The 21721-nt window shown below is 68.6% G+C and carries 28 protein-coding genes, 1 tRNA gene and 1 other RNA gene; 12 read left to right on the plus strand and 18 right to left on the minus strand.

Annotation, left to right across the window (positions count from 1 at the left end):
• Positions 1 to 15 precede the first annotated feature (15 nt).
• Both otsB and ACYVJS_RS13940 read right to left on the minus strand, forming a co-directional pair.
• A complete protein-coding gene (gene otsB, locus ACYVJS_RS13935) occupies positions 16 to 780 on the minus strand; it encodes a trehalose-phosphatase (RefSeq protein ID WP_460740479.1) in 765 nt (254 codons plus the stop codon).
• On the minus strand, positions 777 to 2186 hold the full coding sequence (locus ACYVJS_RS13940; RefSeq protein WP_460740480.1) for an alpha,alpha-trehalose-phosphate synthase (UDP-forming): 1410 nt from the start codon (positions 2184 to 2186) through the stop codon (positions 777 to 779). The genes otsB and ACYVJS_RS13940 overlap by 4 nt, the downstream gene beginning before the upstream one ends.
• Positions 2187 to 2300: 114 nt before the next feature.
• Here ACYVJS_RS13940 and ACYVJS_RS13945 point away from each other — a divergent pair, with 114 nt between their 5' ends.
• The gene (locus tag ACYVJS_RS13945) at positions 2301 to 2558 is read left to right on the plus strand and encodes a cytochrome c-type biogenesis protein (RefSeq protein ID WP_137417275.1); all 258 of its coding nucleotides are present in this window, start codon (positions 2301 to 2303) and stop codon (positions 2556 to 2558) included.
• Between the two features lie 20 nt (positions 2559 to 2578).
• On the opposite strand, the gene ACYVJS_RS13950 is transcribed toward ACYVJS_RS13945, so the two are convergent.
• Positions 2579 to 3763 (minus strand): acetyl-CoA C-acetyltransferase, encoded by a 1185-nt coding sequence (locus ACYVJS_RS13950; RefSeq protein ID WP_460740481.1) that lies wholly within the window; start codon positions 3761 to 3763, stop codon positions 2579 to 2581.
• A gap of 94 nt (positions 3764 to 3857) precedes the next feature.
• On the opposite strand from ACYVJS_RS13950, the gene ACYVJS_RS13955 reads away from it, so the two are divergent.
• Complete coding sequence (locus tag ACYVJS_RS13955) at positions 3858 to 4292, plus strand: MarR family winged helix-turn-helix transcriptional regulator (RefSeq protein WP_460740482.1); 435 nt, start codon at positions 3858 to 3860, stop codon at positions 4290 to 4292.
• Positions 4289 to 5512 carry an MFS transporter gene (locus tag ACYVJS_RS13960; RefSeq protein ID WP_460740483.1) on the plus strand — a complete coding sequence of 408 codons (1224 nt, stop codon included), beginning with the start codon at positions 4289 to 4291 and terminating at the stop codon, positions 5510 to 5512. Before ACYVJS_RS13955 ends, ACYVJS_RS13960 begins: the two co-directional genes overlap by 4 nt.
• Positions 5513 to 5596: 84 nt before the next feature.
• On the opposite strand, the gene ACYVJS_RS13965 is transcribed toward ACYVJS_RS13960, so the two are convergent.
• Complete coding sequence (locus ACYVJS_RS13965) at positions 5597 to 8044, minus strand: MMPL family transporter (protein ID WP_460740484.1); 2448 nt, start codon at positions 8042 to 8044, stop codon at positions 5597 to 5599.
• A 146-nt stretch (positions 8045 to 8190) separates the two neighbouring features.
• On the opposite strand from ACYVJS_RS13965, the gene ACYVJS_RS13970 reads away from it, so the two are divergent.
• Positions 8191 to 8745, plus strand: coding sequence for a TetR/AcrR family transcriptional regulator (locus ACYVJS_RS13970; protein WP_460740485.1), 555 nt, complete (start codon positions 8191 to 8193; stop codon positions 8743 to 8745).
• 25 nt (positions 8746 to 8770) lie between these two features.
• Here ACYVJS_RS13970 and ACYVJS_RS13975 read toward each other — a convergent pair whose 3' ends face one another.
• The 3 genes from ACYVJS_RS13975 to ACYVJS_RS13985 all read right to left on the minus strand — a co-directional run bounded on the left by ACYVJS_RS13975 (position 8771) and on the right by ACYVJS_RS13985 (position 9691).
• The gene (locus tag ACYVJS_RS13975; RefSeq protein ID WP_460740486.1) at positions 8771 to 9103 is read right to left on the minus strand and encodes a hypothetical protein; all 333 of its coding nucleotides are present in this window, start codon (positions 9101 to 9103) and stop codon (positions 8771 to 8773) included.
• Positions 9104 to 9140: 37 nt separating this feature from the next.
• A complete protein-coding gene (locus ACYVJS_RS13980) occupies positions 9141 to 9548 on the minus strand; it encodes a DUF1622 domain-containing protein (protein WP_460740487.1) in 408 nt (135 codons plus the stop codon).
• A 70-nt stretch (positions 9549 to 9618) separates the two neighbouring features.
• A tRNA-Lys gene (locus tag ACYVJS_RS13985) sits at positions 9619 to 9691 on the minus strand.
• Between the two features lie 104 nt (positions 9692 to 9795).
• Between ACYVJS_RS13985 and ACYVJS_RS13990 the strand changes: the two genes are divergently transcribed.
• From ACYVJS_RS13990 to ACYVJS_RS14005, 4 genes are all read left to right on the plus strand, one after another.
• Entirely contained in the window at positions 9796 to 10629 is an 834-nt protein-coding gene (locus ACYVJS_RS13990) for an inositol monophosphatase family protein (protein WP_460740488.1), read from the plus strand.
• Positions 10626 to 11195 carry a DUF3558 domain-containing protein gene (locus tag ACYVJS_RS13995; RefSeq protein WP_460740489.1) on the plus strand — a complete coding sequence of 190 codons (570 nt, stop codon included), beginning with the start codon at positions 10626 to 10628 and terminating at the stop codon, positions 11193 to 11195. Before ACYVJS_RS13990 ends, ACYVJS_RS13995 begins: the two co-directional genes overlap by 4 nt.
• A gap of 88 nt (positions 11196 to 11283) precedes the next feature.
• Entirely contained in the window at positions 11284 to 11733 is a 450-nt protein-coding gene (locus tag ACYVJS_RS14000) for a Cpe/LpqF family protein (RefSeq protein ID WP_460740490.1), read from the plus strand.
• Between the two features lie 69 nt (positions 11734 to 11802).
• Positions 11803 to 12645, plus strand: coding sequence for a serine hydrolase (locus ACYVJS_RS14005; RefSeq protein WP_460740826.1), 843 nt, complete (start codon positions 11803 to 11805; stop codon positions 12643 to 12645).
• On the opposite strand, the gene ACYVJS_RS14010 is transcribed toward ACYVJS_RS14005, so the two are convergent.
• The 5 genes from ACYVJS_RS14010 to ACYVJS_RS14030 form a co-directional block, all read right to left on the minus strand.
• The gene (locus ACYVJS_RS14010) at positions 12636 to 12896 is read right to left on the minus strand and encodes a hypothetical protein (RefSeq protein ID WP_460740491.1); all 261 of its coding nucleotides are present in this window, start codon (positions 12894 to 12896) and stop codon (positions 12636 to 12638) included. The genes ACYVJS_RS14005 and ACYVJS_RS14010 overlap by 10 nt on opposite strands.
• Before the next feature lie 58 nt (positions 12897 to 12954).
• Entirely contained in the window at positions 12955 to 13263 is a 309-nt protein-coding gene (locus ACYVJS_RS14015) for a DUF7882 family protein (RefSeq protein ID WP_460740492.1), read from the minus strand.
• Positions 13264 to 13406: 143 nt separating this feature from the next.
• A complete protein-coding gene (locus ACYVJS_RS14020; RefSeq protein ID WP_460740493.1) occupies positions 13407 to 14288 on the minus strand; it encodes an SDR family oxidoreductase in 882 nt (293 codons plus the stop codon).
• A 184-nt stretch (positions 14289 to 14472) separates the two neighbouring features.
• Positions 14473 to 14823: a DUF7882 family protein gene (locus ACYVJS_RS14025; RefSeq protein ID WP_460740494.1), complete on the minus strand. Its 351-nt coding sequence runs from the start codon at positions 14821 to 14823 to the stop codon at positions 14473 to 14475.
• 26 nt (positions 14824 to 14849) lie between these two features.
• Positions 14850 to 15017 carry a hypothetical protein gene (locus tag ACYVJS_RS14030; protein WP_460740495.1) on the minus strand — a complete coding sequence of 56 codons (168 nt, stop codon included), beginning with the start codon at positions 15015 to 15017 and terminating at the stop codon, positions 14850 to 14852.
• Between the two features lie 205 nt (positions 15018 to 15222).
• Here ACYVJS_RS14030 and ACYVJS_RS14035 point away from each other — a divergent pair, with 205 nt between their 5' ends.
• Complete coding sequence (locus ACYVJS_RS14035) at positions 15223 to 15666, plus strand: MarR family winged helix-turn-helix transcriptional regulator (protein ID WP_460740496.1); 444 nt, start codon at positions 15223 to 15225, stop codon at positions 15664 to 15666.
• Position 15667: 1 nt separating this feature from the next.
• Here ACYVJS_RS14035 and ACYVJS_RS14040 read toward each other — a convergent pair whose 3' ends face one another.
• Positions 15668 to 16012 (minus strand): hypothetical protein, encoded by a 345-nt coding sequence (locus ACYVJS_RS14040; protein WP_460740497.1) that lies wholly within the window; start codon positions 16010 to 16012, stop codon positions 15668 to 15670.
• Between the two features lie 146 nt (positions 16013 to 16158).
• Positions 16159 to 16362 carry a cold-shock protein gene (locus ACYVJS_RS14045; RefSeq protein ID WP_137417306.1) on the minus strand — a complete coding sequence of 68 codons (204 nt, stop codon included), beginning with the start codon at positions 16360 to 16362 and terminating at the stop codon, positions 16159 to 16161.
• A gap of 72 nt (positions 16363 to 16434) precedes the next feature.
• On the opposite strand from ACYVJS_RS14045, the gene ACYVJS_RS14050 reads away from it, so the two are divergent.
• Positions 16435 to 16794, plus strand: coding sequence for a hypothetical protein (locus ACYVJS_RS14050; RefSeq protein ID WP_460740498.1), 360 nt, complete (start codon positions 16435 to 16437; stop codon positions 16792 to 16794).
• 209 nt (positions 16795 to 17003) lie between these two features.
• A complete protein-coding gene (locus tag ACYVJS_RS14055; RefSeq protein ID WP_460740827.1) occupies positions 17004 to 18113 on the plus strand; it encodes a fatty acid desaturase family protein in 1110 nt (369 codons plus the stop codon).
• A gap of 27 nt (positions 18114 to 18140) precedes the next feature.
• On the opposite strand, the gene ACYVJS_RS14060 is transcribed toward ACYVJS_RS14055, so the two are convergent.
• The 4 genes from ACYVJS_RS14060 to ssrA form a co-directional block, all read right to left on the minus strand.
• A complete protein-coding gene (locus tag ACYVJS_RS14060) occupies positions 18141 to 19103 on the minus strand; it encodes an LLM class flavin-dependent oxidoreductase (RefSeq protein WP_460740499.1) in 963 nt (320 codons plus the stop codon).
• 63 nt (positions 19104 to 19166) lie between these two features.
• Positions 19167 to 20129, minus strand: a complete 963-nt coding sequence (locus ACYVJS_RS14065; RefSeq protein ID WP_460740500.1) for an NAD-dependent epimerase/dehydratase family protein — start codon at positions 20127 to 20129, stop codon at positions 19167 to 19169.
• Positions 20126 to 20296, minus strand: a complete 171-nt coding sequence (locus ACYVJS_RS14070) for a hypothetical protein (RefSeq protein ID WP_460740501.1) — start codon at positions 20294 to 20296, stop codon at positions 20126 to 20128. The genes ACYVJS_RS14065 and ACYVJS_RS14070 overlap by 4 nt, the downstream gene beginning before the upstream one ends.
• 79 nt (positions 20297 to 20375) lie before the next feature.
• Positions 20376 to 20745: a transfer-messenger RNA gene (gene ssrA / locus ACYVJS_RS14075) on the minus strand.
• 147 nt (positions 20746 to 20892) lie between these two features.
• Between ssrA and ACYVJS_RS14080 the strand changes: the two genes are divergently transcribed.
• Positions 20893 to 21708, plus strand: coding sequence for a siderophore-interacting protein (locus tag ACYVJS_RS14080; RefSeq protein WP_460740502.1), 816 nt, complete (start codon positions 20893 to 20895; stop codon positions 21706 to 21708).
• Positions 21709 to 21721: the final 13 nt, after the last annotated feature.

Below are 21721 nucleotides of genomic sequence, written 5' to 3' on the forward strand. Positions count from 1 at the left end.
ACGGTCGTGGAACGGTCACCGCTCGGCGCGCAGCCCGGCCAGCCGGTCCAGGAGCGCGGCCAGCGCCGCGGGGTCTTCGACCGACACGGATGCGGCGCTGTCGCCGGCGCCGACGTGCACGCCCAGGTCGTCATCGCCGAGCGCACGCAGCGCATCCTCATCAGTCACGTCGTCGCCGGCGAACAGCACAGCCGTCGCACCGAGACGCTCGCGCAACGCCGCGACCGCCTGGTCCTTGCCCTCATGTCGGAACGCGAACTCAAGGATGTCGCGGCCGGTGCGCCGCCGCCAGCGCGGGGCGCGCTCGGCCATCAGGGCGTCGATCTCGCGCTGGGCCGCCTGTGCCGCATCCGGCTGGGCGAGTCGCGTATGCAGGCCGAGGCCGAAGGCCTTCGGCTCCACCCACGCGCCGTCGACGTGCGCGACGATCCGCTCGGCTTCCGGCAGGAGCTCGCCCAGAAGCGCCCGATCCGCGGGATCGTCGGCGTCCTCGTCCCCTGCTCGAGCACCGGGATGCCAGGTCTCGGCGCCGTGGGAGCCGGCGAGATGGAAGAGCGAGTCGTCGGTGTGCTCGCTGATCACGCGGAGATCGGCCAGCGACCGGCCGGAGACGAGAGCCACGTCGGTGTCGGGCAGGGCGGCCAGCGCATCCAACGCGCGGCGCGCGTCGGGGATCATGCGCGCCGACATCGGTTCGTCCACGAGCGGCGAGAGGGTGCCGTCGAAGTCGAGAGCGACGAGAAGACGCGGGGTGCGGGCGAGGCTGCGCAGATCACTCATGCCGCGCCGCCGCTCCCCCGGATTCCCGCGAGGGCGGCGAGGAACTCCCGCGACCAGTCTTCGACGTCGTGCTCGCGCACCCGTCGGCGCAGTGCCCGCATCCGTCGCCCCTGCTCGCCGGGGGTCATCTCGATCGCGCGGACGATCGTGTCCTTCAGGCCTTCGATGTCGTGCGGATTGACCAGGAGAGAGCTCTTGAGTTCGTCGGCCGCCCCCGCGAACTCGCTCAACACGAGTGCACCGCGGTTGTCGATGCGGCTGGCCACATACTCTTTCGCGACGAGGTTCATCCCGTCCCGGAGCGCGGTGACGAGCATCACGTCGGCCGCCAGGTAGAGGGCGACCATCTCCTCCTTGGGGAACGCCTGGTGGAGGTAGCGGATGGCCGTGTGGCCCATCGTGTCGTAGTCGCCGTTGACGCGGCCCACCATGAGCTCGATCTCGTCGCGCAGCTGCTGATAGGTCTCCACGCGCTCACGGCTGGGGCTCGCGACCTGCACGAGGGTCACATCCTCGACCGAGAGCCGCTCGTCCTGCAGCAGCTCCCCGAAGGCCTTCATCCGGTGCCGGATGCCCTTCGTGTAGTCGAGTCGGTCGACCCCGAGCAGGATGTGGCGCGGGTTGCCCAACTCCTCGCGGATCTCCTTCGCGCGCGCCTGGATCTCCGGACGCTCGGCCAGCTCGACGTAGGAGGCGACATCGATCGAGATCGGGAACGCCTTGGCCAAGGCCATGCGCACCGAGCCGTCCGACTGCGGAACTCTGATGCCCGTCGACTTGGTCTCGTAGCGAAGCTGGCGGCGCACCGCACGAGCGAAGTTGCCCGCATCCGCCACCCGCTGGAAGCCGATCACGTCGGCGCCGAGGAGTCCTTCGAGCACCTGGCGACGCCACGGCAGCTGCGAGAACAGGCCGTATGCGGGGAACGGAATGTGATGGAAGTAACCGATCGTGAGATCGGGTCGCTGCTCGCGCAGGAACTGCGGCACGAGCTGGAGCTGGTAGTCCTGCACCCATACGGTCCCACCCTCGGCCGCGACCTCCGCGGCGGCCTCCGCGAAGCGACGGTTCACGGCGACGTACGCGTTCCACCACTCGCGGCGATACCGGGGAGCGGCGATCACGTCGTGGTACAGCGGCCAGATCGTGTCGTTCGAGAAGCCTTCGTAGTACAGCTCGACCTCTTCGGCGCTGAGCGTGATCGGCACGAGGTGGGTGCCGTCGGCGTCGAACGGCTCGAGCTCGAGGTCGGGCTTTCCGGCCCACCCGACCCAGGCGCCGTCGCTCTTGCGCATCACGGGCTCGAGCGCTGTGACCAGCCCGCCGGGGCTGCGACGCCATCCGCCGTCGGCGTCTCGGTCGACGGGAAGGCGATTGGCGACGACGACGAACTCTGCTTGCGGCACGCGAGCACTCCTGGTCTCTCGGGATGCCACTCAGGCTAACAGCGGCGTGCAGGGCCTCCAGGGGTTCGCGCAAGCCCCGAGCGAGGGGGTATCCTCCCGCGATAGCGTGGCCTCATGCGCTCCTACCTCTTCGGCTCCGGTCTGTTCAGCGCCCTGCTCGGGGGCGCGACGCTCTTTCGAGGGCTGCGCAACAACGAGGAGCCCTTCACCTGGCGGACGGCGCTGGCGTGGGTCAGCTGGGGCATCACGCTCGCCCTCGCGATCGGCGCGATCGTCGACACCTTCCGAGCCAAGCGCGGGCACGTGGCCGCCGGAGACTCCCCCGTCTCGGGTGACGAGACGAAGCTGCTGCGCAAGCGTCTTCGCCGCTGACCTCCCCGGCCGCGCAGTCGTCAGCGCACGAGGATGAGCGCGTCGCCCTGACCGCCGCCGCCGCAGAGCGCGACCGCCGCCGTGCCGGATCCGCGTCGCACGAGTTCGTGCACGGCGTGGACGACGAGACGGTTGCCTGAGGCGCCGATCGGATGCCCGAGTGCGATCCCGCCGCCCTGCGGGTTCACGACCGCATCGGAGACGCCGAGCTCGCGCTGAGAGCGGACGACGACCGCGGCGAAGGCCTCGTTGATCTCGACGAGGTCCAGATCGGATGCGGCGAGCCCCTGCCGTTCGAGCGCCCGGGCGATGGCTCGTGCGGGCTGCGCATGCAGCGAGTTGTCCGGGCCGGCGACCTGACCGCTCGCACCGAGCGCGGCCAGCACCTTCCACCCCTGCGCATCGGCGTGGCTGCGCGTCGTAAGCACCACCGCTGATGCGCCGTCGGAGATCTGCGACGAGTTGCCGGCCGTGATGGTCCCGCCCTCGGCGAAGGCGGGGCGCAGCTTCGCGAGCACCTCTTCGGTCGTCTCGGCGCGGATGCCCTCGTCGCGCGTGATGACGACGGGCTCACCCCGGCGCTGCGGGACCTCGACGGGGACGATCTCGGCGTCGAAGAGGCCGGCCTCCACTGCGGCGGCCGCACGCCGGTGCGACCGCGCAGCGACCGCATCCTGCTCGGCGCGCGTGACCTCGTAGTCGGCGTTGCGGCGCTCGGTCGACTCGCCCATGCTCACGCGGTCGAACGCGTCGGTGAGGCCGTCGTAGGCCATGTGGTCGAGCACCTCGACGCTGCCGTAGGCGTACCCGTCGCGCGAGCCGGTCAGCAGGTGCGGCGCACGACTCATCGACTCCATACCCGCCGCGACGACGACGGATGCATCGCCCACCCGGATCATCCGGGCGGCGTCGATGACGGCGGTGAGTCCGGACAGGCAGACCTTGTTGACGCCCGCGGCGTGCACGTCCCAGCCGAGCCCTGCAGCGATCGCCGCCTGCCTGGCCGGGTTCTGCCCCGTACCGGCCGGGAGCACCTGACCGACGAGGACAGCGTCGACGGCGGATGCGGGGATCCGGCCCTGCGCGAGGGCGCCGCGGATGGCGATCCCGCCGAGCTGAGGGGCCGGAATCGACGAGAGCTGCCCCTTCAGCCTCCCCTGCGGCGTGCGTGCGGCAGCAACGATCACGATGTCGTCGGAAGTCATCGTCCCAGCGTACGGCGCCCGCGGCGGCGCCGCGCCTGCGCACGGCGATGGCCGCATCCGCGTCATGTATATATCGGAGGTATATACTTCCAGTATGCGAAAAGCCGAAGCCATCGAGAGGATCGTCGTCGCCGCGCACGCACTGACCCGCCTCGCCGCCGTCACGACACAGAATGATGCCCCCGCCGCCCAGTGGCGCGCGCTCAGCATCCTGCAGAAGGAGGGCCCGCAGCGCGTGGGCGACCTGGCGCGACTGAGCCGCACCACACAGCCCGGCATGACGAGGCTGGTCGGTCAGCTCGCCGACCTCCACCTGGTCGAGCGCGAGCGCGACGCGGAGGACTCGCGCGTGACGATCGTCTCGATCACGCCCGCCGGCTCGGAGGCGATGGATGCATGGCGCACGCAGCTCGGCGAGGCGCTCGAGCCGCTGTTCACCGACCTCGACGACGCGGAGTGGTCCGCCCTCGAGCACGCGTCCCGCATCCTGATGTCGCGCACCGACGCTTTCGCGGGAGCGGCGCGATGAGCGGGGCGACCACATCCGTCTGGCGTCAGCCCGCCCAGGTGTGGGCCGTCGCGTTCGCCTGTGTCGTCGCGTTCATGGGCATCGGCCTCGTGGACCCGATCCTCCCCGCGATCGCGGAGTCGCTCGAGGCCACCCCGGTCGAGACCGAGCTGCTCTTCACGAGCTACCTGCTCGTGACAGGCCTCGCCATGCTGGTCACCAGCTGGATCTCGAGCCGCATCGGAGCGAAGGCGACCCTCTTGGCGGGTCTCGCGCTCATCGTCGTCTTCTCGCTCTTCAGCGCACTGTCCGGCAGCGTCGACGCCATCATCGGCTTCCGGGCGGGATGGGGTCTGGGCAACGCCCTGTTCATCTCCACGGCGCTCGCGACGATCGTGGGGGCGGCCAGCGGGGGCAGTTCCGCGGCGATCGTGCTGTACGAGGCCGCCCTGGGTGTCGGCATCGCGGTGGGTCCGCTGCTGGGCGGTCTGCTCGGCGAGGTCAGCTGGCGCGGACCGTTCTTCGGCGTCGTCGCGCTCATGGCCATCGCCTTCATCGCCGTCGCCGTGCTGCTGCGCGGCCCCAAGGAGAAGCGCTCGCCCGTGCCGCTGTCGGCGCCGTTCCGCGCGCTCGGAAAGCCCGCCCTCGCCGTGCTCGCGGTGGCGGCCCTGTTCTACAACATCGGCTTCTTCACCCTGCTCGCGTTCTCGCCCTTCCCGCTCGGGTTCGGGGCGATGGGCATCGGCTTCACCTTCTTCGGATGGGGCGTCGCCCTGGCGGTCACGAGCGTGTGGGTCGCGCCGCTGCTGCTGCGCCGATTCACCCGCTCGGGCGTCATGCTCGTCGTCCTGCCGCTGCTCGCCGTCGATCTCGTCGTGGGAGGCATCCTCGTCGCAAGCTCCGCCGCGCTGGTGACGTGCATCGTCGTGGGGGGCCTTCTTCTGGGCGTGATGAACACGGTGCTGACGGAAGCGGTCATGGAAGCCACGGATCTCCCCCGCGCGGTCGCGTCCTCGGCCTACTCGGCGGTCCGCTTCCTCGGCGGAGCAGCCGCTCCCCCGCTCGCCGCGTGGCTGTGGCATGCCTCGAACGCGACCGTGCCGTACCTCGTGGCCGCGGCATCGATCGTGATCGCGGCGCTGACGATCGCGCTCGGCCGCCGCGCCCTGCGACGCATCGATGAGCGGCCGGCGGATGCGGCCGAAGAGGGGGTCGCCGTCCTCGTCGGCGACGCGGCCTGACACGCACACGCGAAGAGGGGGTGCCCACGATCCGGTGGACACCCCCTCTTTCGTGCGGTGCGGAGTCAGCGCTGTCGCGCAGAGTCAGTGCTGCACGGGGTGAGCGCGTTCGAGCGCCGCACCCTCGACGTCCACATCGGGCAGGATGCGGTCGAGCCAGCGCGGCAGCCACCACGCCGCGCGCCCGAACAGGTGCATGAGCGCCGGGACGATCACCATGCGCACGACGAACGCGTCGAAGAGCACACCGATCGCCATGCCGAAGCCGATCGGCCGCACCATCGCCAGGTGGCTGAAGACGAAGCCGCCGAAGACGGAGATCATGATGATCGCGGCGGCCGTCACGACCGCCCGACCTCCACGTAGGCCGGCAACGACCGCGGCGCGCGCCGGCGCACCGTGGACGTACGCCTCGCGCATGCCCGAGACGAGGAACAGCTGGTAGTCCATCGCGAGCCCGAAGAGCACACCCATGAGGATGATCGGCCCGAAGCTCAGCACCGGGCCCGGATCGTGCACGCCGAACACGTCGCTCAGCCAGCCCCACTGGTAGATCGCGGTGACGGCGCCGAGCGCGGCGAACAGGGACAGCACGTAGCCGGCGGTCGCGATGATCGGCACGAGGATCGACCGGAACACCAGCACCATGATGACGAGCGAGAGGCCCACGACCACGGCGAGGTAGACGGGCAGCGCGTCGGCCAGCTTCTGCGACACGTCGATGTTGGCCGATGCCTGGCCCGCGACGCCGAGCTCGATGTCGCCGTCGAGGGGCGACAGGGCGCGCAGATCGTGCACGAGCGTCTCGGTCGACTCGCTGGCCGGGCCGTCCTGCGGAACCACCTGGAACGCGAAGGTCTTGCCGTCATCCGAGACCGCGATCGGAGCGACCGCATCCACGTCGTCCTGCGCCATGAGCGTGCGCACGATGTCGGCCTGCGTCGTGACACGGTCAGCCTCGGCCACTGCCTGCGGCGTCTCCGCCACGACGAGAAGCGGGCCGTTGATGCCGGCGCCGAACGCCTCGGTCGCCGCCGTGTAGGCACGGTACTGGGTCGTATCGGTGGCCTCCGAGGACCCATCGGGCAGTCCGAGGCGCATCGACAGGGCGGGGATCGCGATGACGAGCAGAGCGATGATCGCGACCGCGCCCGCCGCGACCACACGACCGGTACGCATGGGCCGCAGCTCGGCCGGCGCGTGATCGGGGTGCCCGACCTTCGCGCGCAGCCCGCGACGCAGCACGCGGAGCTTCATGAGTCCGAGCAGCGCGGGCGTGACCGTGATCGCGACGAGAACGGCGACGAACACGCACGCCGCGCCCACCACGCCCATGACGCCCAGGAACGGCACGCCGGTGACGAGAAGGGCGACGAGGGCGATGATGACCGTCGTGCCGGCGAAGACCACAGCGTTGCCGGCGGTGCCGTTGGCGAGACCGATCGACTCGCCGATCTCCATGCCCGCGAGCACCTGCTTTCGGTGGCGGTTCACGATGAACAGCGAGTAGTCGATGCCGACGGCGAGACCGAGCATGACACCGAGGATCGGCGTCACGGAGGCCATGTCCACGACGTCGGAGAACGCGAGAGACCCGGCGACACCGATGCCGACGCCGATGAGCGAGCCGATCAGGGGCGTGATCGCGGGCAGCAACGCCCGCATCATGATGGCGAGCACCAGCGCCGCGATGAGTACACCGACGAGCTCGCCGACCCCGATGAGGCCATCGGTCGACTGGGCGATCGTCGAGGAGTAGTCGACGCTGACGCCGGGAATGTCGGCGCTCTTGAGGCGGTCGGCGACCGCCGTCTTCGTCTCCTGCGGCAACGAGAACATGTCCTTCGTGAAGGACACGTTGCCGAGCGCCGTGGCGCCGTCGGTGGAAACGGTGCGGATGTCGGATGCAGCGTCGAGCAGCTCCTGGCCCGCTTCGAGCTGCGGCTTCTGCGCGTCGAGCTGAGCGCGTGATGCGTCGAGCTGCTCCTGCCCCGCGGTGATCTGCGCCTGCTGGGCCGCGAACTGCGCTTCGGCCTGGGCGTAGACGCCCGCCGCCTGCGCCTGGGCGATCGCGGCGTCCAGCTGCGCCTTGCCCGCCTCGAGCTGCTGCTGCGCCGCATCCAACTGGCTCTCGCCCTGCGTGAGCTGGGCGGCGCCGGACTCCAGCTGCGCAGCCTGGTCGGCGCGCTGCGCCTCGGTCTGGAACGGGTCGACCGTGCCCGCGACGCCGTCGATACCGGCGACGTCTTTCAGCAGCGAGGAGATGTCCGCCTTCTGCTCGTCGGTAAACGGCTCACCGTCGGTCTGGAACACGACGGGGGCGCTGGCGCCGGTGAGGTCGGGCAGAGCGTCGGCGAGCCGGTCGTTGACCCGCTCCGTCTCGGTGCCGGGGATGCTGAACGAGGTGGCGAGCGTGCCGCCGAAAGCGACGAACGAGCCGGCCGCGATGCCCAGGGCGATCACCCAGGCGACGAGGACGATCCAGGCGCGGCGCGCCGAGAAGCGCCCCAGCCGGTAGAGGAGTTGGGCCACGACGTGCCTTTCCGAGGGGTGGGTGGGATGCGGCGCACCATCGAGCCTCGTCGAGGATATCCGACACGTGTTGCAAAACCATCACGTGTGGGAGAACTCTCAGCACCGGACCGCTGCTCTGACAAAATGGCTGGATGGATCCCCGCGTGGCGCGCACGAGAGCGAGTCTGCAGAACGCGCTGCTCGACCTCGCCCGCGAGCGTCCGCTCGACGCGATCACCGTGGCCGACGTCGCGGCTGAGGCGGGGGTGAACCGCAGCAGCTTCTACCAGCACTACGCCGACAAGGACCAGCTTCTCGCCGACGCGCTGGAGTCAGCCGTCGATGACGTATCGAGCCGAATCATCCGTTCCGCGGACCCGCGCGACATCAGCCAGCCGCCGGCCGACCTCACGACGTACCTGCAGCACATTGCCGACAACGCCGACCTCTACCGACTCGTTCTCGGCGAGCACGGCTCGCTCGCCGTCGCGGCGCAGTTGCGGGCGCGTGTTCAGGGCATCGTGGGCGACGCGGTGCGCCAGGGGGCGCCGTCGGTGTTCGACGGACTCCCGGTGGACGTCGTCGCAGCAAGTGTGACTGGTAGCGCCCTCGGCGTCATCACGGCCTGGCTCGCTCGCGACCCGCTGCCCCCGATCGAGACGGCGACGCAGTGGCTGTGGCAGGCCCTGTTCGGCCCCCTCGACCGCCCCTCGGCATGAGCCTCCCGGCCTACTCCGGGGTGCATCAGCCGTGGATGACGACGTAAGCGTCCGGGTCGTCCTGTTGGGCGAGCCACTCGTTCACGACGGCGGTCATCTCCTCGCGTGAGCGCGAGACCCCGTCCGGAGCGGGCCCGGCCCCGTTGACCATGGGATATGCGCGCTGCGTGCCAGTCGTGCCGATCTCCTGCGCGGTCGTCGCATCGACGACAGCCCCCACGACAAACGTCGGTTCAGCGGGGGCTGCCGAGCTCGCAACAGGGGTGGCCACGATGTCGGACGAGGGACCGGAGCAGGCCGTCAGGCCGAAGGCGGCCACGAGTACCGCCGCAGCCGCGATGGGAGAGGAGGATCGCATGATCGACACTATCGACCGGGCGTCACGTTCTCCGGCGTCATCGGGCCGACGCGACCCGATCGCGCGCGACGGCCTCGCCGATCAATTGACCACCGCTCGTCAGCAGCGCCCGTCGCCACGGGAGCACACCGTCGATCTCGATCTGGATCGACATCGACAGCACCGTTCGGATGAGCACGACGAGGCCGAGGATGAGCGCATCCTCCAGGGAGGGCTTGGACGTGATCGTGCGGATGAGATCCGCGGCGACGAGCACCTCGAGGCCGAGAAGGATCGCGGAGCCGAGCGTTGTCCGCAGCACCATGAATGCCGCACGCCCGCCTTCCCGGCGTCCGAGAGCGCGCGCCGCGAGGACGACGGCGATCACCGCCCCCACGATCATCGCCGTCGCTCCGACGACTTCGAAACCCACGGCGACCGCGGTGAAAACCGGCTCGAGCTGCACGCCGCCAGCCTAGCTCCGCCCCGAAAAGCAGAAAGCCCCGGCAGATGGCGAGATCTGTCGAGGCAATCCGTGCACCCCCAGGGACTTGAACCCTGAACCCACTGATTAAGAGTCAGTTGCTCTGCCGATTGAGCTAGAGGTGCGTGATTCAGAGCGAGAAACTCACTTTCCGAACCGAGGGACAACGCTATCACCCGACGAAGCGGAGCGCCAATCGAGGCAGGGCCGGCCCGGTAGGCTGGCGATCATGTCCCCCACTTCGTCCTCCGGCGCGCTCGCGGGCAGCTTCTCCGACGACCTCGCGCTCGCCCTCAGAATGGCGGATGCGGCGGACGCCGTCGCGATGTCACGCTTCGACGCCGCCGACCTCAGCATCCAGGTCAAGCCCGATGCGTCTTACGTGACCGAGGCCGACATCGCGACCGAGAAGGCGATTCGCGCCATCCTCTCCAGCGAACGGCCGGATGACGCGGTGCTGGGCGAGGAGTTCGGATCGGTCGGCGACAGCGCACGCCAGTGGATCATCGACCCGATCGACGGCACCCACAACTATCTGAAGGGCATCCCGATCTGGGCGACGCTCATCGCTCTCGCCGTCGACGGCGTGCCCCGAGTGGGCGTGGTCAGTCAGCCCTCGATCGGACGCCGGTGGTGGGCCGCCGAGGGTGAGGGTGCGTGGACGAACGGCGCCGCCCAGCCGCGTCGACTCGCCGTGTCCGACGTACGCAGTCTCGAGCGCTCCAGCGTCAGCTTCCAGAGCATTGCGCAGTGGGATGACGCGGGCCACCTCGACGGCCTGATCCGGCTCTCGCGCGCCGTCTGGCGCGACCGCGGATACGGTGACGCCTGGCCCTACATGCTCCTCGCCGAGGGCCGTCTCGAGATGGTTGCCGAGTTCGACGTCAAGGAGTACGACATCGCAGCCCTGGGACCGATCATCACCGAAGCGGGTGGGCGGATGACGGCTTTCGACGGCACCGACTCGCTCTCGACCAGGTCCGTGCTCGCCACCAACGGCACGCTCCACCAGTCCTTCCTCGACTTCTTCTCCCCCGCTACCGACTCGGAGGCATCGGCATGACCCGCCGCATCCGCACCTCGCTCGGCTCCGCGCTCCTCATCGTCGGCGCGCTGTCCCTCGCAGCATGCTCGAGCCCGGCCGCTCCCGAACCCGCCGCATCCACGCCCGTGTCTGCACCCGACGCCGCCACGCCGACGCCCGTCGCCACCAGCGAACCCACACCCGGAACGATCGACAAGCCGACGTGCGAGTCGCTCCTGCCCGACGACGTGATCGCGGACTTCGCGAAGGCGAAGTGGACGGCGAAAGAGGACGTGTTCCGCGTCGGCAGCCTCACCTTCCCTGACGGCATCCAGTGCGTGTGGGGCGACTACTCGGTCGCGAGCGATCACGTGCAGGTGTTCGGGTGGGCGCCGGTGAGCGACACCGAAGCCCAGACGGCCCGGAGCGAACTGCTGGCGAGTGGCTGGAAGAGCATCGGCGACGAGTACATCACCGAGAATCCGGCGAACGTCCTCAACCCCGATTCGGACGGCTACGGCATGACGTACCAGTTCGGCGACGGCTGGATCACGCTCGCCGACACCAAGCAGGGGCTGTTGCTCGTCGAGCGTCCCGGCTCCTGACGCGCGTTCGAGAAGTCCCCCGCCAGACGGAGGCGCTCAGGCGAGACCATACCTAGCGTGGAAGGGATCCCCACGAAAGGACCCCGCCATGCCCCGCCGGCTGAGCCCGCTCTCGTCCCTCGCCCTCGCCACCGCCGCAGCGCTCGCCCTGACGGCGTGCGCGCCGGCCGCGGAGACACCTGACTCCGAGACGACGCCCCCATCACCGTCCGCCGAGATCGCCGACACACCCGTCGGCGCGAAGACCGCGTGGATCATCGACGTCCTCAGCGCTGAAGAGGACACCACCGCAGCCGAGTGGGAGACCCACCTCGACACGACCTTCACCGCGCAGGTGTCCGCCGCCGAGGTCGCGGACCTGCTCAACACGCAGATCCGGCCCGCCGCGCCGTTCACCGTCACCGGGTACCAGGGAGACGAACGCTCCGCGGTGACGACGCTCAGGGGCACGATCGGCGAACCCTTCGACATGACCGTCGCCGTCAACGACGATGACAAGATCGTCACCTTCCTCCTCGGGCCTGCGTCCGAGCCATGAAGGGCATCGTCCTCGCTCGACGAGGTCGCTGATCGCCTCGATCAACTACCCGGCGAACTCGGGGTCCTCATCAGCCGCGGCGACGACGAGCTCCTCGAACGCGGGGCGGAGGACCCCGCCCCGCTCGGCTCGGTGTTCAAGCTCTTCGTGCTTCTCGCAACCGCCGAGGCCGTCCGTTCGTCGGAGCTCACCTGGGACGAGACGCTCGTGCTCACCGACGCGGATCGGAGCCTGCCCTCCGGGCGCCTTCAGGATCGGCCCGCCGGCACCGAGGTCTCCGTGCGCGATGCGGCCCAGGAGATGATCGCGATCAGCGACAACACCGCGACCGATCTGCTCATCCGGCGACTCGGACGGGAGCGTGTCGAGAGGGCGTTCGCGAGCGTCGGCGGCCAGGGCAATGCACCCTGGCTGACGACGAAGGACTTCTTCACTCTCGGCTGGGGCGACTCGGCCCTGTCCGCCCAGTGGCGTGACGCCGATGAGGTGGAGCGTCGACGCCTTCTGGACGCCATCGACGCCGCTCCGTTGTCGGTGGATACGGCGAGTGTCACTCACCCGGTCTGGAACAACGGGGTCGACTGGTTCGCCACCCCCGAGACCGTGGCGGCGGTCCATCGGGCGCTGCTCGACACCGGCGACGAGACGGTGCGCGCCATCCTCTCGAGGAACCCGGGGATCGGTGCAGATCTCGACCGCACGCTCCTGCCCTACCTGGGCTTCAAGGGCGGCTCCGCGCCCGGAGTACTCGCCGCATCCTGGTCGGGCGAGACGGTGGAGGGCGAACGGGTTACCGTCGTCATCCAGCTACGAGGCGACGACCCTGCGGTGATCACCGCGGTCCAACGCGAGGTGTTCGGCTTGGGCGCGGATGCGTTGCGTCTGGCGGCGCAGGGTCCTGGTCAGCGGTAGGGGTTCGCGATGTCGTCGCTGTGCGTAGCATGACCGGCGGCGAACCCCTCGTCCCAGGCGTCACCCCGCCCCTCCCGCTCGCGCGACAGCGCGTCGACCTCGAGGATCCGCTGCGCGAGGCGTACCCAGTGTCCCCAGTTCGCTTCGGGGGCACCCTCCTCCGTCCCCGTGAGACGCCAACGCTCCGGAGCCTCGGCGGGCTCCAGAGTCAACACTCCGGTACCGAGAGGGCGGCGGCGCGGATCGGGCATGGCGGCTCCTTCGGGTCGGCGACCTCGACATGCTCTCACGGCACCCAAGCCCGGGCCCCTATGTGGGGGTGTGTCCCGTCATCAGCTCTTGCACGTCGAGTCCGTCGGGGCTGTTGGCCGCATCCATCAGGGCTTCGATCAGCTCCCGCCTGATCTGCACCGGACCCGTCCGCGAGTACGTGAATGACAGCGGCACCGCGGGAGACATCCACATGCTCCGCCGTCCGCCCGTTCCATCGGCGGTGGGTACGGTCAGCATGAAGGCCTCTCCGCGACGGAGCTTGTTCATCGTGACCACGCGCAGGTGCGCGATCAGATCGTCCTCGACCACGAAGTACTCCTCGCGCCCGTACCAGAGTCGTCCCATTCTGCTTCCGCGCTCCTGTCCGTGAGCCGCTCGGTCGCGGCCCTGTGTCGATCGTCGGTCGCCCACGCACACCGATGCCGGTCGTCGTCCGCGATGCGCATGCAAGGCTCCGCAGGCGAACGACCGGTACGGGTCGTCGACGATCAGAGGGGTTTGCCGCCCGTGACGGGAAGGACGGCTGCGCTGACGTACCGCGCCGCATCCGACGCCAGGTACACATAGGCTCCGGCGAGTTCTGCCGGCTGCCCGGCGCGACCCAACGGTGTATCCGTGCCGAACGTCTCGATGCGCTCCTCGTCCCAGCCGGTGCCGGGGATCAGCGGCGTCCATACCGGTCCCGGCGCGACGGCGTTGACGCGGATCCCGCGGGGGCCGAGCTCCTCGGCGAGGGCCTTCACGAAGGCGACCTGCGCCGCCTTCGTCATGGCGTAGTCGATGAGCGACGGCGACGGCGAGAACGCCTGCACCGAACTCGTGACGATGATCGAAGACCCCTCCTGCAGATGGGGTACCGCAGCACGCGCACCGGCGATCAGGCCGAGGAGGTTGGTGTCGAAGACTCGCTTCACGTCGTCGAGCGGGATGGTGTCGATGCTCTCGCGATCGCGCTGGTAACCGGCGTTGAGCACCAGCAGGTCGAGACCGCCCAGCTGCTCACGCGCGTGCTCCACCATCTGCATGGCGGCGTCGGTGTCGCGGATGTCGGCAGCGAGAGCGACGCCGCGGCGTCCGGCCTCCTCGATCCAGCGCACCGATTCGGCCGCGTCATCGGCCTCCTCCGGCAGATGGCCGATCGCGACGTCAGCGCCCTCACGGGCGAAGGCGATCGCCACCGCCCGCCCGATGCCGGAGTCACCTCCGGTGATGAGCGCGCGACGGCCGATCAGCTGGCCGTTTCCGCGGTAGCTGTGCTCGCCGTGGTCGGGTTCCGGATCCATCAGCGCGGTCTTGCCGGGCTGCGACTGCTCCTGTCCGGGGAATCCCTCGGCTCCTTTACCCTCGCGCGGGTCGGCGGTCGTGTTCATGATCGTCCTCTCGTCGTGGCTGGGTGCCTGCGGGCCATGCTGCGCGACCCGCGCCACGGCACAGAGGCCCTTGACATCCGGCGGGATGGTCGCCGAGAGGCGCGCCAGCCGACCGAAAGGGGCCAAGCAACGGCGAAGCCCCGAACCGCAGCGACCGCGGTTCGGGGCTTCGTGAGAGGCCGGATCAGGCGACCGATGCGAGCTTGCGCTCGGGGGTGTTTTTCTGGATACCGAAGTCTTCCTTGGTCAGGTCGACATGCATCCCCGCGCTCGAGGCGGCCTGATCGGCGAGGGTCCGCAGCATGGACGGGTCGAGCTGTTCGGGCTCGACGGAGTCGAAGACGAACCGCATCGGAATCGAGGGCTGCAGCCAGAGCGTGGAGCGCCCCACGGGCTCGCCCGGTGCGTGCACCCAGGAGAACGTGAACGATTCGTTGCGACGAAGCTTCGTCGCTGCGACCACCTTGATGTGGCTCAACAGGCGGTCGGGGATGACGACGGCCTCCGTGTCAGCCCCGTAATACAGCTTTCCCATGGTGTCCCTTCCCCTGAGTCGGTATGTCAGACAAGCGCGAGAGCGCCGAGCGTGATGGATACGGATGCGGCGACCACGCACGACGCGACGAACGTGATCTGCGAGGCCGAACGCAAGCCCCCGCGCTGAAGCGGAACGAATGTCGAGCGTCGGCGCGCGGCTTCGGAAGCCCACCCGGATGATGCAAAAGCCATGTCTCCCCCAAGCCGAAATCTTCGACGATCCGGACTTTCGGCCTTTCCCCGGCGTCCGTGTCCTTCTGAAGAAGAAGCTATCAGGTAGTTCACGATTTTAGCTAGCGAGATGAGATATCCCTCATTTTAGCTATAGACCTGAAGAAACCGAAGAGGCTGGATATGCTGTCGGACGGCACTACCCGACCATCGGAGGACCATGCGGATGTCCAGCGAAGCCGCGCCGACCTCGAAGCTCTCGCGCGCCCTGACGGCTTACTCGGCCGCCCGGAATGACTCGCTCGTCGCTGCCCGAAAGGAGCTGCGCATCAGCGAGGTCGATGCCCGCGCACTCCTCCACGTCGTCGAGAACCCGGGCGTCCGCCCGACGGCCCTGCGGGATCATCTGGGCATCACCTCGGCCGGCGTGACGTCGCTGGTCGACCGCCTCGTCGAGCGTGGGCTGGTGCGACGCGATTCTGACGCGGAGGATCGGCGGGGCAACCACATCACGGCGATCGTCGACCTCGCGGAGGAGCCGTGGTCCAAGCTGACGGAGTTCGACCGTCGGTTCGAGAGCGTCGTGGACGCCCAACTCGGCTCCCGCTCCGACGAGCTCGCGGCGCTGCTGACCCGTCTCACCCAGGAGAGCGTCGCGCAGAGCGCCTGATTCAGACGGCGGCAGCGGCCAGGTAAGCCTTCGACTTCGTCTGCAGGAAGGTGCACAGGGCAGACACCATCGCAAGTTCCGTCGAGAGGCGGAAAGCGCCGGCCGCATCCAGCTGCAAGTCGGTGTCGCGAGCCTCGAACGTGACGACCCACGTGCTCGAGCCCGCCTCGACAGGCTGAATGTAGGTGACCGTCTGCGCGTTCAGGAGGCGCACACCCACGAGGCCGGTATCGCTGCCGAACTCGCTGTCCTGCGGGATGACCTTCACCGTGCCGGCGATCGGATAGTCGAGTTCGCGGAACTCGACGAGCCAGGACTCGAGCATCTCGAGGCTTCGAAACGGCATGGCACCTTCTTCCCGCGCATCCTCATGCACCTTGGACGTTGTCGGACAGGGCCCGCTGATCATGTTCTCACGGATCACGGAGATCAAGCGAAAGACAGAAGGCCCCCGCAGCAGTGCTGCGGAGGCCTTCCGAAGACGACGAATCGTCAGAGTGCGCGGATGTTCGCGGCCTGCATGCCCTTGGGGCCCTGCTCGGCGTCGAACTCGACCTTCTGGTCTTCGCGGAGTTCCTTGAAGCCATTGCCAGCGATCGCGCTGAAGTGTGCGAAGAGATCGGCGGAGCCGTCATCGGGAGCGATGAAGCCGTAGCCCTTCTCGGAGTTGAACCATTTCACGGTGCCAGTGGCCATCGTGTCTTTCCTTCTGTTGTTTTGGCCGCCGGGGCGACCGGGTGTGCCGTTCCTATGTCTACGGAACGGACGATGAGGGACGCGGAACTTGTCCGCGTGTTCGCGAGCGTATGCGGAAAACGTTCGTGCCGCTACCACCGCGACGAAAGCGTCCTCCTGCTCGGTGAAGCCGCCGACACGCTCGCCGAGCGCACCGTGCGCGATGTGGGCGTCGTCGATCGATTCCACGAAACCGGCGTACTCGCCGTCGATGGTGGCCACGAAGACGCCGTCGTCGGCCTGACGCCAGACGGGCGCCGTCGCGGTCTCAGGACCGGTGGGGATGGGGATAAACACAAGAACTTTCAGGACTCGCGGACACTGCACACGAGAAGGATCAAAGGCACCCGAGGTGCGGTTGCTTCGGTGGAGGAGAACATCGCTCTTCCATGAGCCGACATCTGTTACTCACCTGCTGCCCCGGTTGCGGGGTTGTTAGCACCCTATCATCCCTCGCTGTTGTGCGCACCGACAGCCGATGCACCGGCTTCATACAGCTGGAGGCATGTGGGCAGGGCTAGCGTGGGCCTCAGGCTTCGGCAACCGTCGAGGAATTGCACCGACGGCCGAAGGCGGCCGGTACACAGGACGGGACGTCCCTCATCTCCGCCACGCTTGCCTCCCCCCTCGCCACGCTCGGTCCGGTTCGCCAGACCTACGCCCGAAAAGAAGACTTCCCCCCGATCACCCGCGCCTACAGCCAGGTGTCGGAAGTGGTGCGCGAGACGGGACTCCTCCGGCGCGCGCGCTGGTTCTACGGCCTCGTCGGCGCGTCCCTTGTGCTCGCGTTGGGCGGCGCCGTCACCGGCTTCATCCTCCTCGGCGACAGCTGGTTCCAGTTACTCATCGCCGCCGCGCTCGGCGTGATCTTCACTCAAGTGGCGTTCCTCGGCCACGAAGCGGCTCACCGTCAGATCCTTGCGACGGGTCCCGCCAACGACCGGCTCGCCCGCGTCCTCATCGGTATCGTCGGCACCAGCTACTCGTGGTGGGACTCCAAGCACAGCCGTCACCACGCGAACCCGAACCGCGTCGGCAAGGACCCCGACATCGAGGTCGACACGATCTCGTTCCTCGATGAGGATGCGGCCGAAGCGCGCGGTCTCCGACGACTCGTCACGCGCAAGCAGGGGTGGTTCTTCTTCCCGCTGCTGACGCTCGAGGGGCTCAACCTGCACTTCCTGAGCGTGAAGCACCTGCTCTCGCGTGCACCCATCAAGGGCCGCAAGACCGAGCTCGCGCTGATCGGCGCACGCTTCGCCATCATCCTCGGCGCGGTCTTCCTCGTGCTTCCGCTGGGGATGGCGTTCGCCTTCCTGGGCGTCATGTTCGCCGTCTTCGGCGTGTACATGGGCGCTTCCTTCGCTCCCAACCACAAGGGCATGCCCGTGATCGCTCCGGACGCGAAGCTCGACTTCTTCTCCAAGCAGGTGCGCACCTCGCGCAACATCCGCGGCGGATGGTGGGCGACCGCCCTCATGGGCGGGCTCAACTACCAGGTCGAGCACCACCTGTTCCCGAGCATGGCGCGCCCGCACCTGGCGAAGACGAGCGAGATCGTGCGTGACTTCTGCAGCGCCAACGACGTTCCCTATACGGAGACCTCGCTCGTACGTTCCTACGCGATCGTGATCGAATACCTCAATCGGGTCGGCCTCGCGGCCAGCGACCCCTTCGACTGCCCTGTGACGGCGCAGTACCGGCGGGTCTGACCTCCGCCGCGCGGGAGCACCGCCCCGTCAGCGACGTTCCGGAAGTGCTTCAGCGAGGGCATGGGTCGCCGCGCTCGGGTTGTCCCCCACGGGAATGAACACGACCGTGGTCGCGCCGGCGTCGTGACGCCGCTGGATGCCGGCGCGCACCTCGTCGACCGTGCCCGACAGTGTCAACTCCGCCACCCATTTCGTGGGCAACGTCTGCGTGAAGGTGTCCACGGGCAGCTCTGCGGCGCGCTGCAAGAGTTCTTCGGCGTACGGCAGAGGCAGAAGGTGAGGTCGCCAGTCGCTCTCGGCGAGGACGGACAAGGCCGGCCGGACGATCGCCTGCGCCTCATCCGTCGAATCTGCCACGACCGCCAGATCGTACGTGATGACGCGGGTCTCGACGTCGCCGATCTGTTCCAGAGCATGAGCGATGTACTCGGGTGCGGCAGGTTCGGCCAGCACCACACCATCCGCGACCTCACCGACCGCCGCGAGCGACCTCGGTCCGCGCACGCCCAGCACGAGGGGCGGGATGACATCGGGGATCTCCTTCAGCTGCACCCCCTGAGCGTCGACGTAAACCCCTCGGGCGGGCCCCGGCTCGCCTTCGAGCAGCGCCCGAAGCGCGGCCACGTACTCGCGGAGGAACGTCAGCGGCTTCTGCGGCCACGCACCGACCGACGTCAGCCAGTCCGGCATGCCGTGACCGATGCCGACGACGAGGCGCCCGGGATGCAGCTGCGCGAGGGTCGCGATCTCCATCGCCGCGAAGGCGACGTTCCGCACGGCGGCGGGCAGGATCCCCACCCCGACAGTCACGTGAGAGGTCACCGCAAGCACCGACGCCGCCTGTGCGATCCCGCCGCGGTAGCCGAGATCCTCGACGACCCAGACTTCGTCGAAGCCCGCCTCCTCGGCGCGCCGCGCGAAGTCCAGGACTTCCGCCACGGGCAGGTCGCGAGGCAGCATGATCCCGACGTTCTTCGTTGCTGACGGCATGAATCTCTCCAGTCAGACCGCCATCACCCCAGCGGTGCAGTCTCCTCCACCCTAAGACACACGTCAGCCGAGCATTCCGAGCTCCTGGAGGCTTCGAGCGGGCTCCACGATCGTGTCTCGGACCGGCCGCGGACGCAGACCGAGTTCTGCTTTGGCCCGCTCGTTGTGTATCACCAGCGGCGGCAGCTCCTCTCCGGCTGCTTCGCGGGTCGGAACGAGCGCGGCGGCGCGTCCGAGGCTGTCGCGGAGCGTCTCAGCGACCTCGAGGAAGGTCATGGTCGGCCCGTCGGCGAGCACCAGGTAGCGCTTGCCCGCGGCGTCCGGTGCGGCCATGGCCGCCCGATGCGCATCAGCCACGTCGCGGACGTCGGCGACGCCGAAGCGCTGGCGAGGTGTGAACGCCATGTGTCCGCCGAGCATGGCGGTGAACACCTGCAGGGACGATCGCGCCTTCGTCGTCAGCGTGGGACCGGCGATCCAGGTCGGATTGATCACCACGAGCTCGGTCTCCCCGCCCTCTCGCTCGATGAAGTCCCAGGCCGCACGCTCCGCGACGACCTTCGAGAGGGGGTACGCGGGCAGCCCGGGTGCGTGGGGATCCGTCCAGTCCTCCTCCGTGAAGTCACGGACAGGCTTGGGCGAGTAGCCGACGGCGGCGAACGACGACGTCAGCACGACCCGATGCACACCCTCATCGCGCGCAGCGCGGAGAACGCGAAGCGCACCATCCCGCGCGGGTCGCACGACCTCGTCGGCATCATCCGTCTGGATCATGGGCGAAGCGAGGTGATAGACGCCATCGAAGCCCGGCACCGCGTCCGACCAGCCCGCGTCGTCAGTCAGCGATGCCACCGTCAGCTCGAGCCCGGCGTCGTCGGCGCCGCCGCGGCGCACGGCCGCTCGCAGGTCGGCCTCCGCATCAAGTGAGCGGACTGTCGTGCGCACACTGACACCCGAGGCCAGCAGGTCGGATATCAGCCGGGTGCCCAGATACCCGGAGCCGCCAGTCACCAGCACCCTGCTCATCGCAGCACCGCCGCAAGCTTCGGGAGCATCTGTTGCACACGCGAATTCGCTCGCATCTCGTCGTCGGCGTCACCGACCGCACGCGCGTCCCAAAGAGATGCCTTGGCGCGGAGGTACTCGAGATGCACCCTCAGCGTCTCCATCTCGAGGTCAAGGCGTTCCCCCATCTCCACTGCGATCCACGAGGAGAACGAAGAGAGGCCGCCCCGAAGGACGGCCTCTCGCGCTCGCATGAGCGACAACGGTTTGTGGAGATGGGGGGAATCGAACCCCCGTCCATCGCTGTGATACGGCGGCTTCTCCGGGCGCAGTCTGTGGAGACGTTCTGCTCGGCTCCGACTTTTAGCACAGACACATAAGTCGACGAGCCCAGTCTGGGAAGAGTCCCACGCACCGTCCAGACGCCGGTGCACAGCAAGATCCCTAGATGACGCCAGGGTCCGTGGCGGGATCACACACGGTCTGACGGACTATCGGGCTCGCTTAGGCAGCGAGGGCGAAGTCAGTGCGCTTGGATTCGGCACTTATTGGTTTACAGGGAGCGTTTACGAGATAACCCTGCATCCTCGGCCCGCTTCTCGGCGATTCGCAGGCGATGTCGAAACCGATCATCCCCGTGAATCCTTCGGTGAAGGAACCATTGTCGCTCTGTGGAGTTGTCACCTCGCGGGACGTACCCGCGAGCGTTACAGACTACAACGGATGCAGCCGTACCGCCATTCCCACGGCCCCTCGGCTGGACCGCCGTGGATAGCATCGAAGAATGACCGTTCCCCGCCGTCCTCCACGCCCGCAGGTGACGCTCGAGGTCGTCCGGACCACGGCGCTGAGCCCCGGGATGGTGCGCGTCACCCTCGGCGGAGACGGCTTCGCGGCGTTCACCGACCGCGAAGAGACCGACAAGTACGTCAAGCTCCATATCCCGCCGGTCGGGAGCACGCTCACCCCGCCGTACGACCTGGCCGAGCTGCGGGAGCGTCTTCCCTTCGACGACTTGCCGAGTGTTCGCACGTACACCGTGCGCCGGGTGGACCGCACCGCGCACACGCTCGACATCGACATCGTCACCCACGGCGACACGGGCGTCGCGGGACGGTGGGCGACAACAGCTCGCCCCGGCGACCTGCTCACCTTCGCCGGGCCCGGGGGTGGATACCGGCCCGACGTCACCGCCGACCACCGACTGCTCGTCGGCGACGAGTCCGCGCTCCCCGCGATCACTGCGGCACTCGAGACGCTGACCGAAGGGGTGCGCGCCACGGCCATCGTGGAGACGCGCTCCTCCGCGCACCGCATCCCCCTGCCGGCATCCGCAGACGTCACCTGGGTCGACGAAGACCACAGCGCGCCGGGCTCGCGACTCGTCGGTGCCGTAGCAGGTGCTCCATGGCCGGCCGGCCGCGTGCAGGTCTTCGCGCACGGAGAACGGGAGGCGATGAAGCGGCTGCGGGCGGTCTTCGCAGAGCGGGGCGTCGAGCGCGCAGACCTCTCGCTGTCCGCCTACTGGGCGTACGGGCGCAGCGAGGACACCTTCCAGGCCGAGAAACGACTCCCTGTCGGCCAGATCTTTCCCGACTGAACGTCCGTAGGCT

This window comes from Microbacterium neimengense (assembly GCF_054782995.1).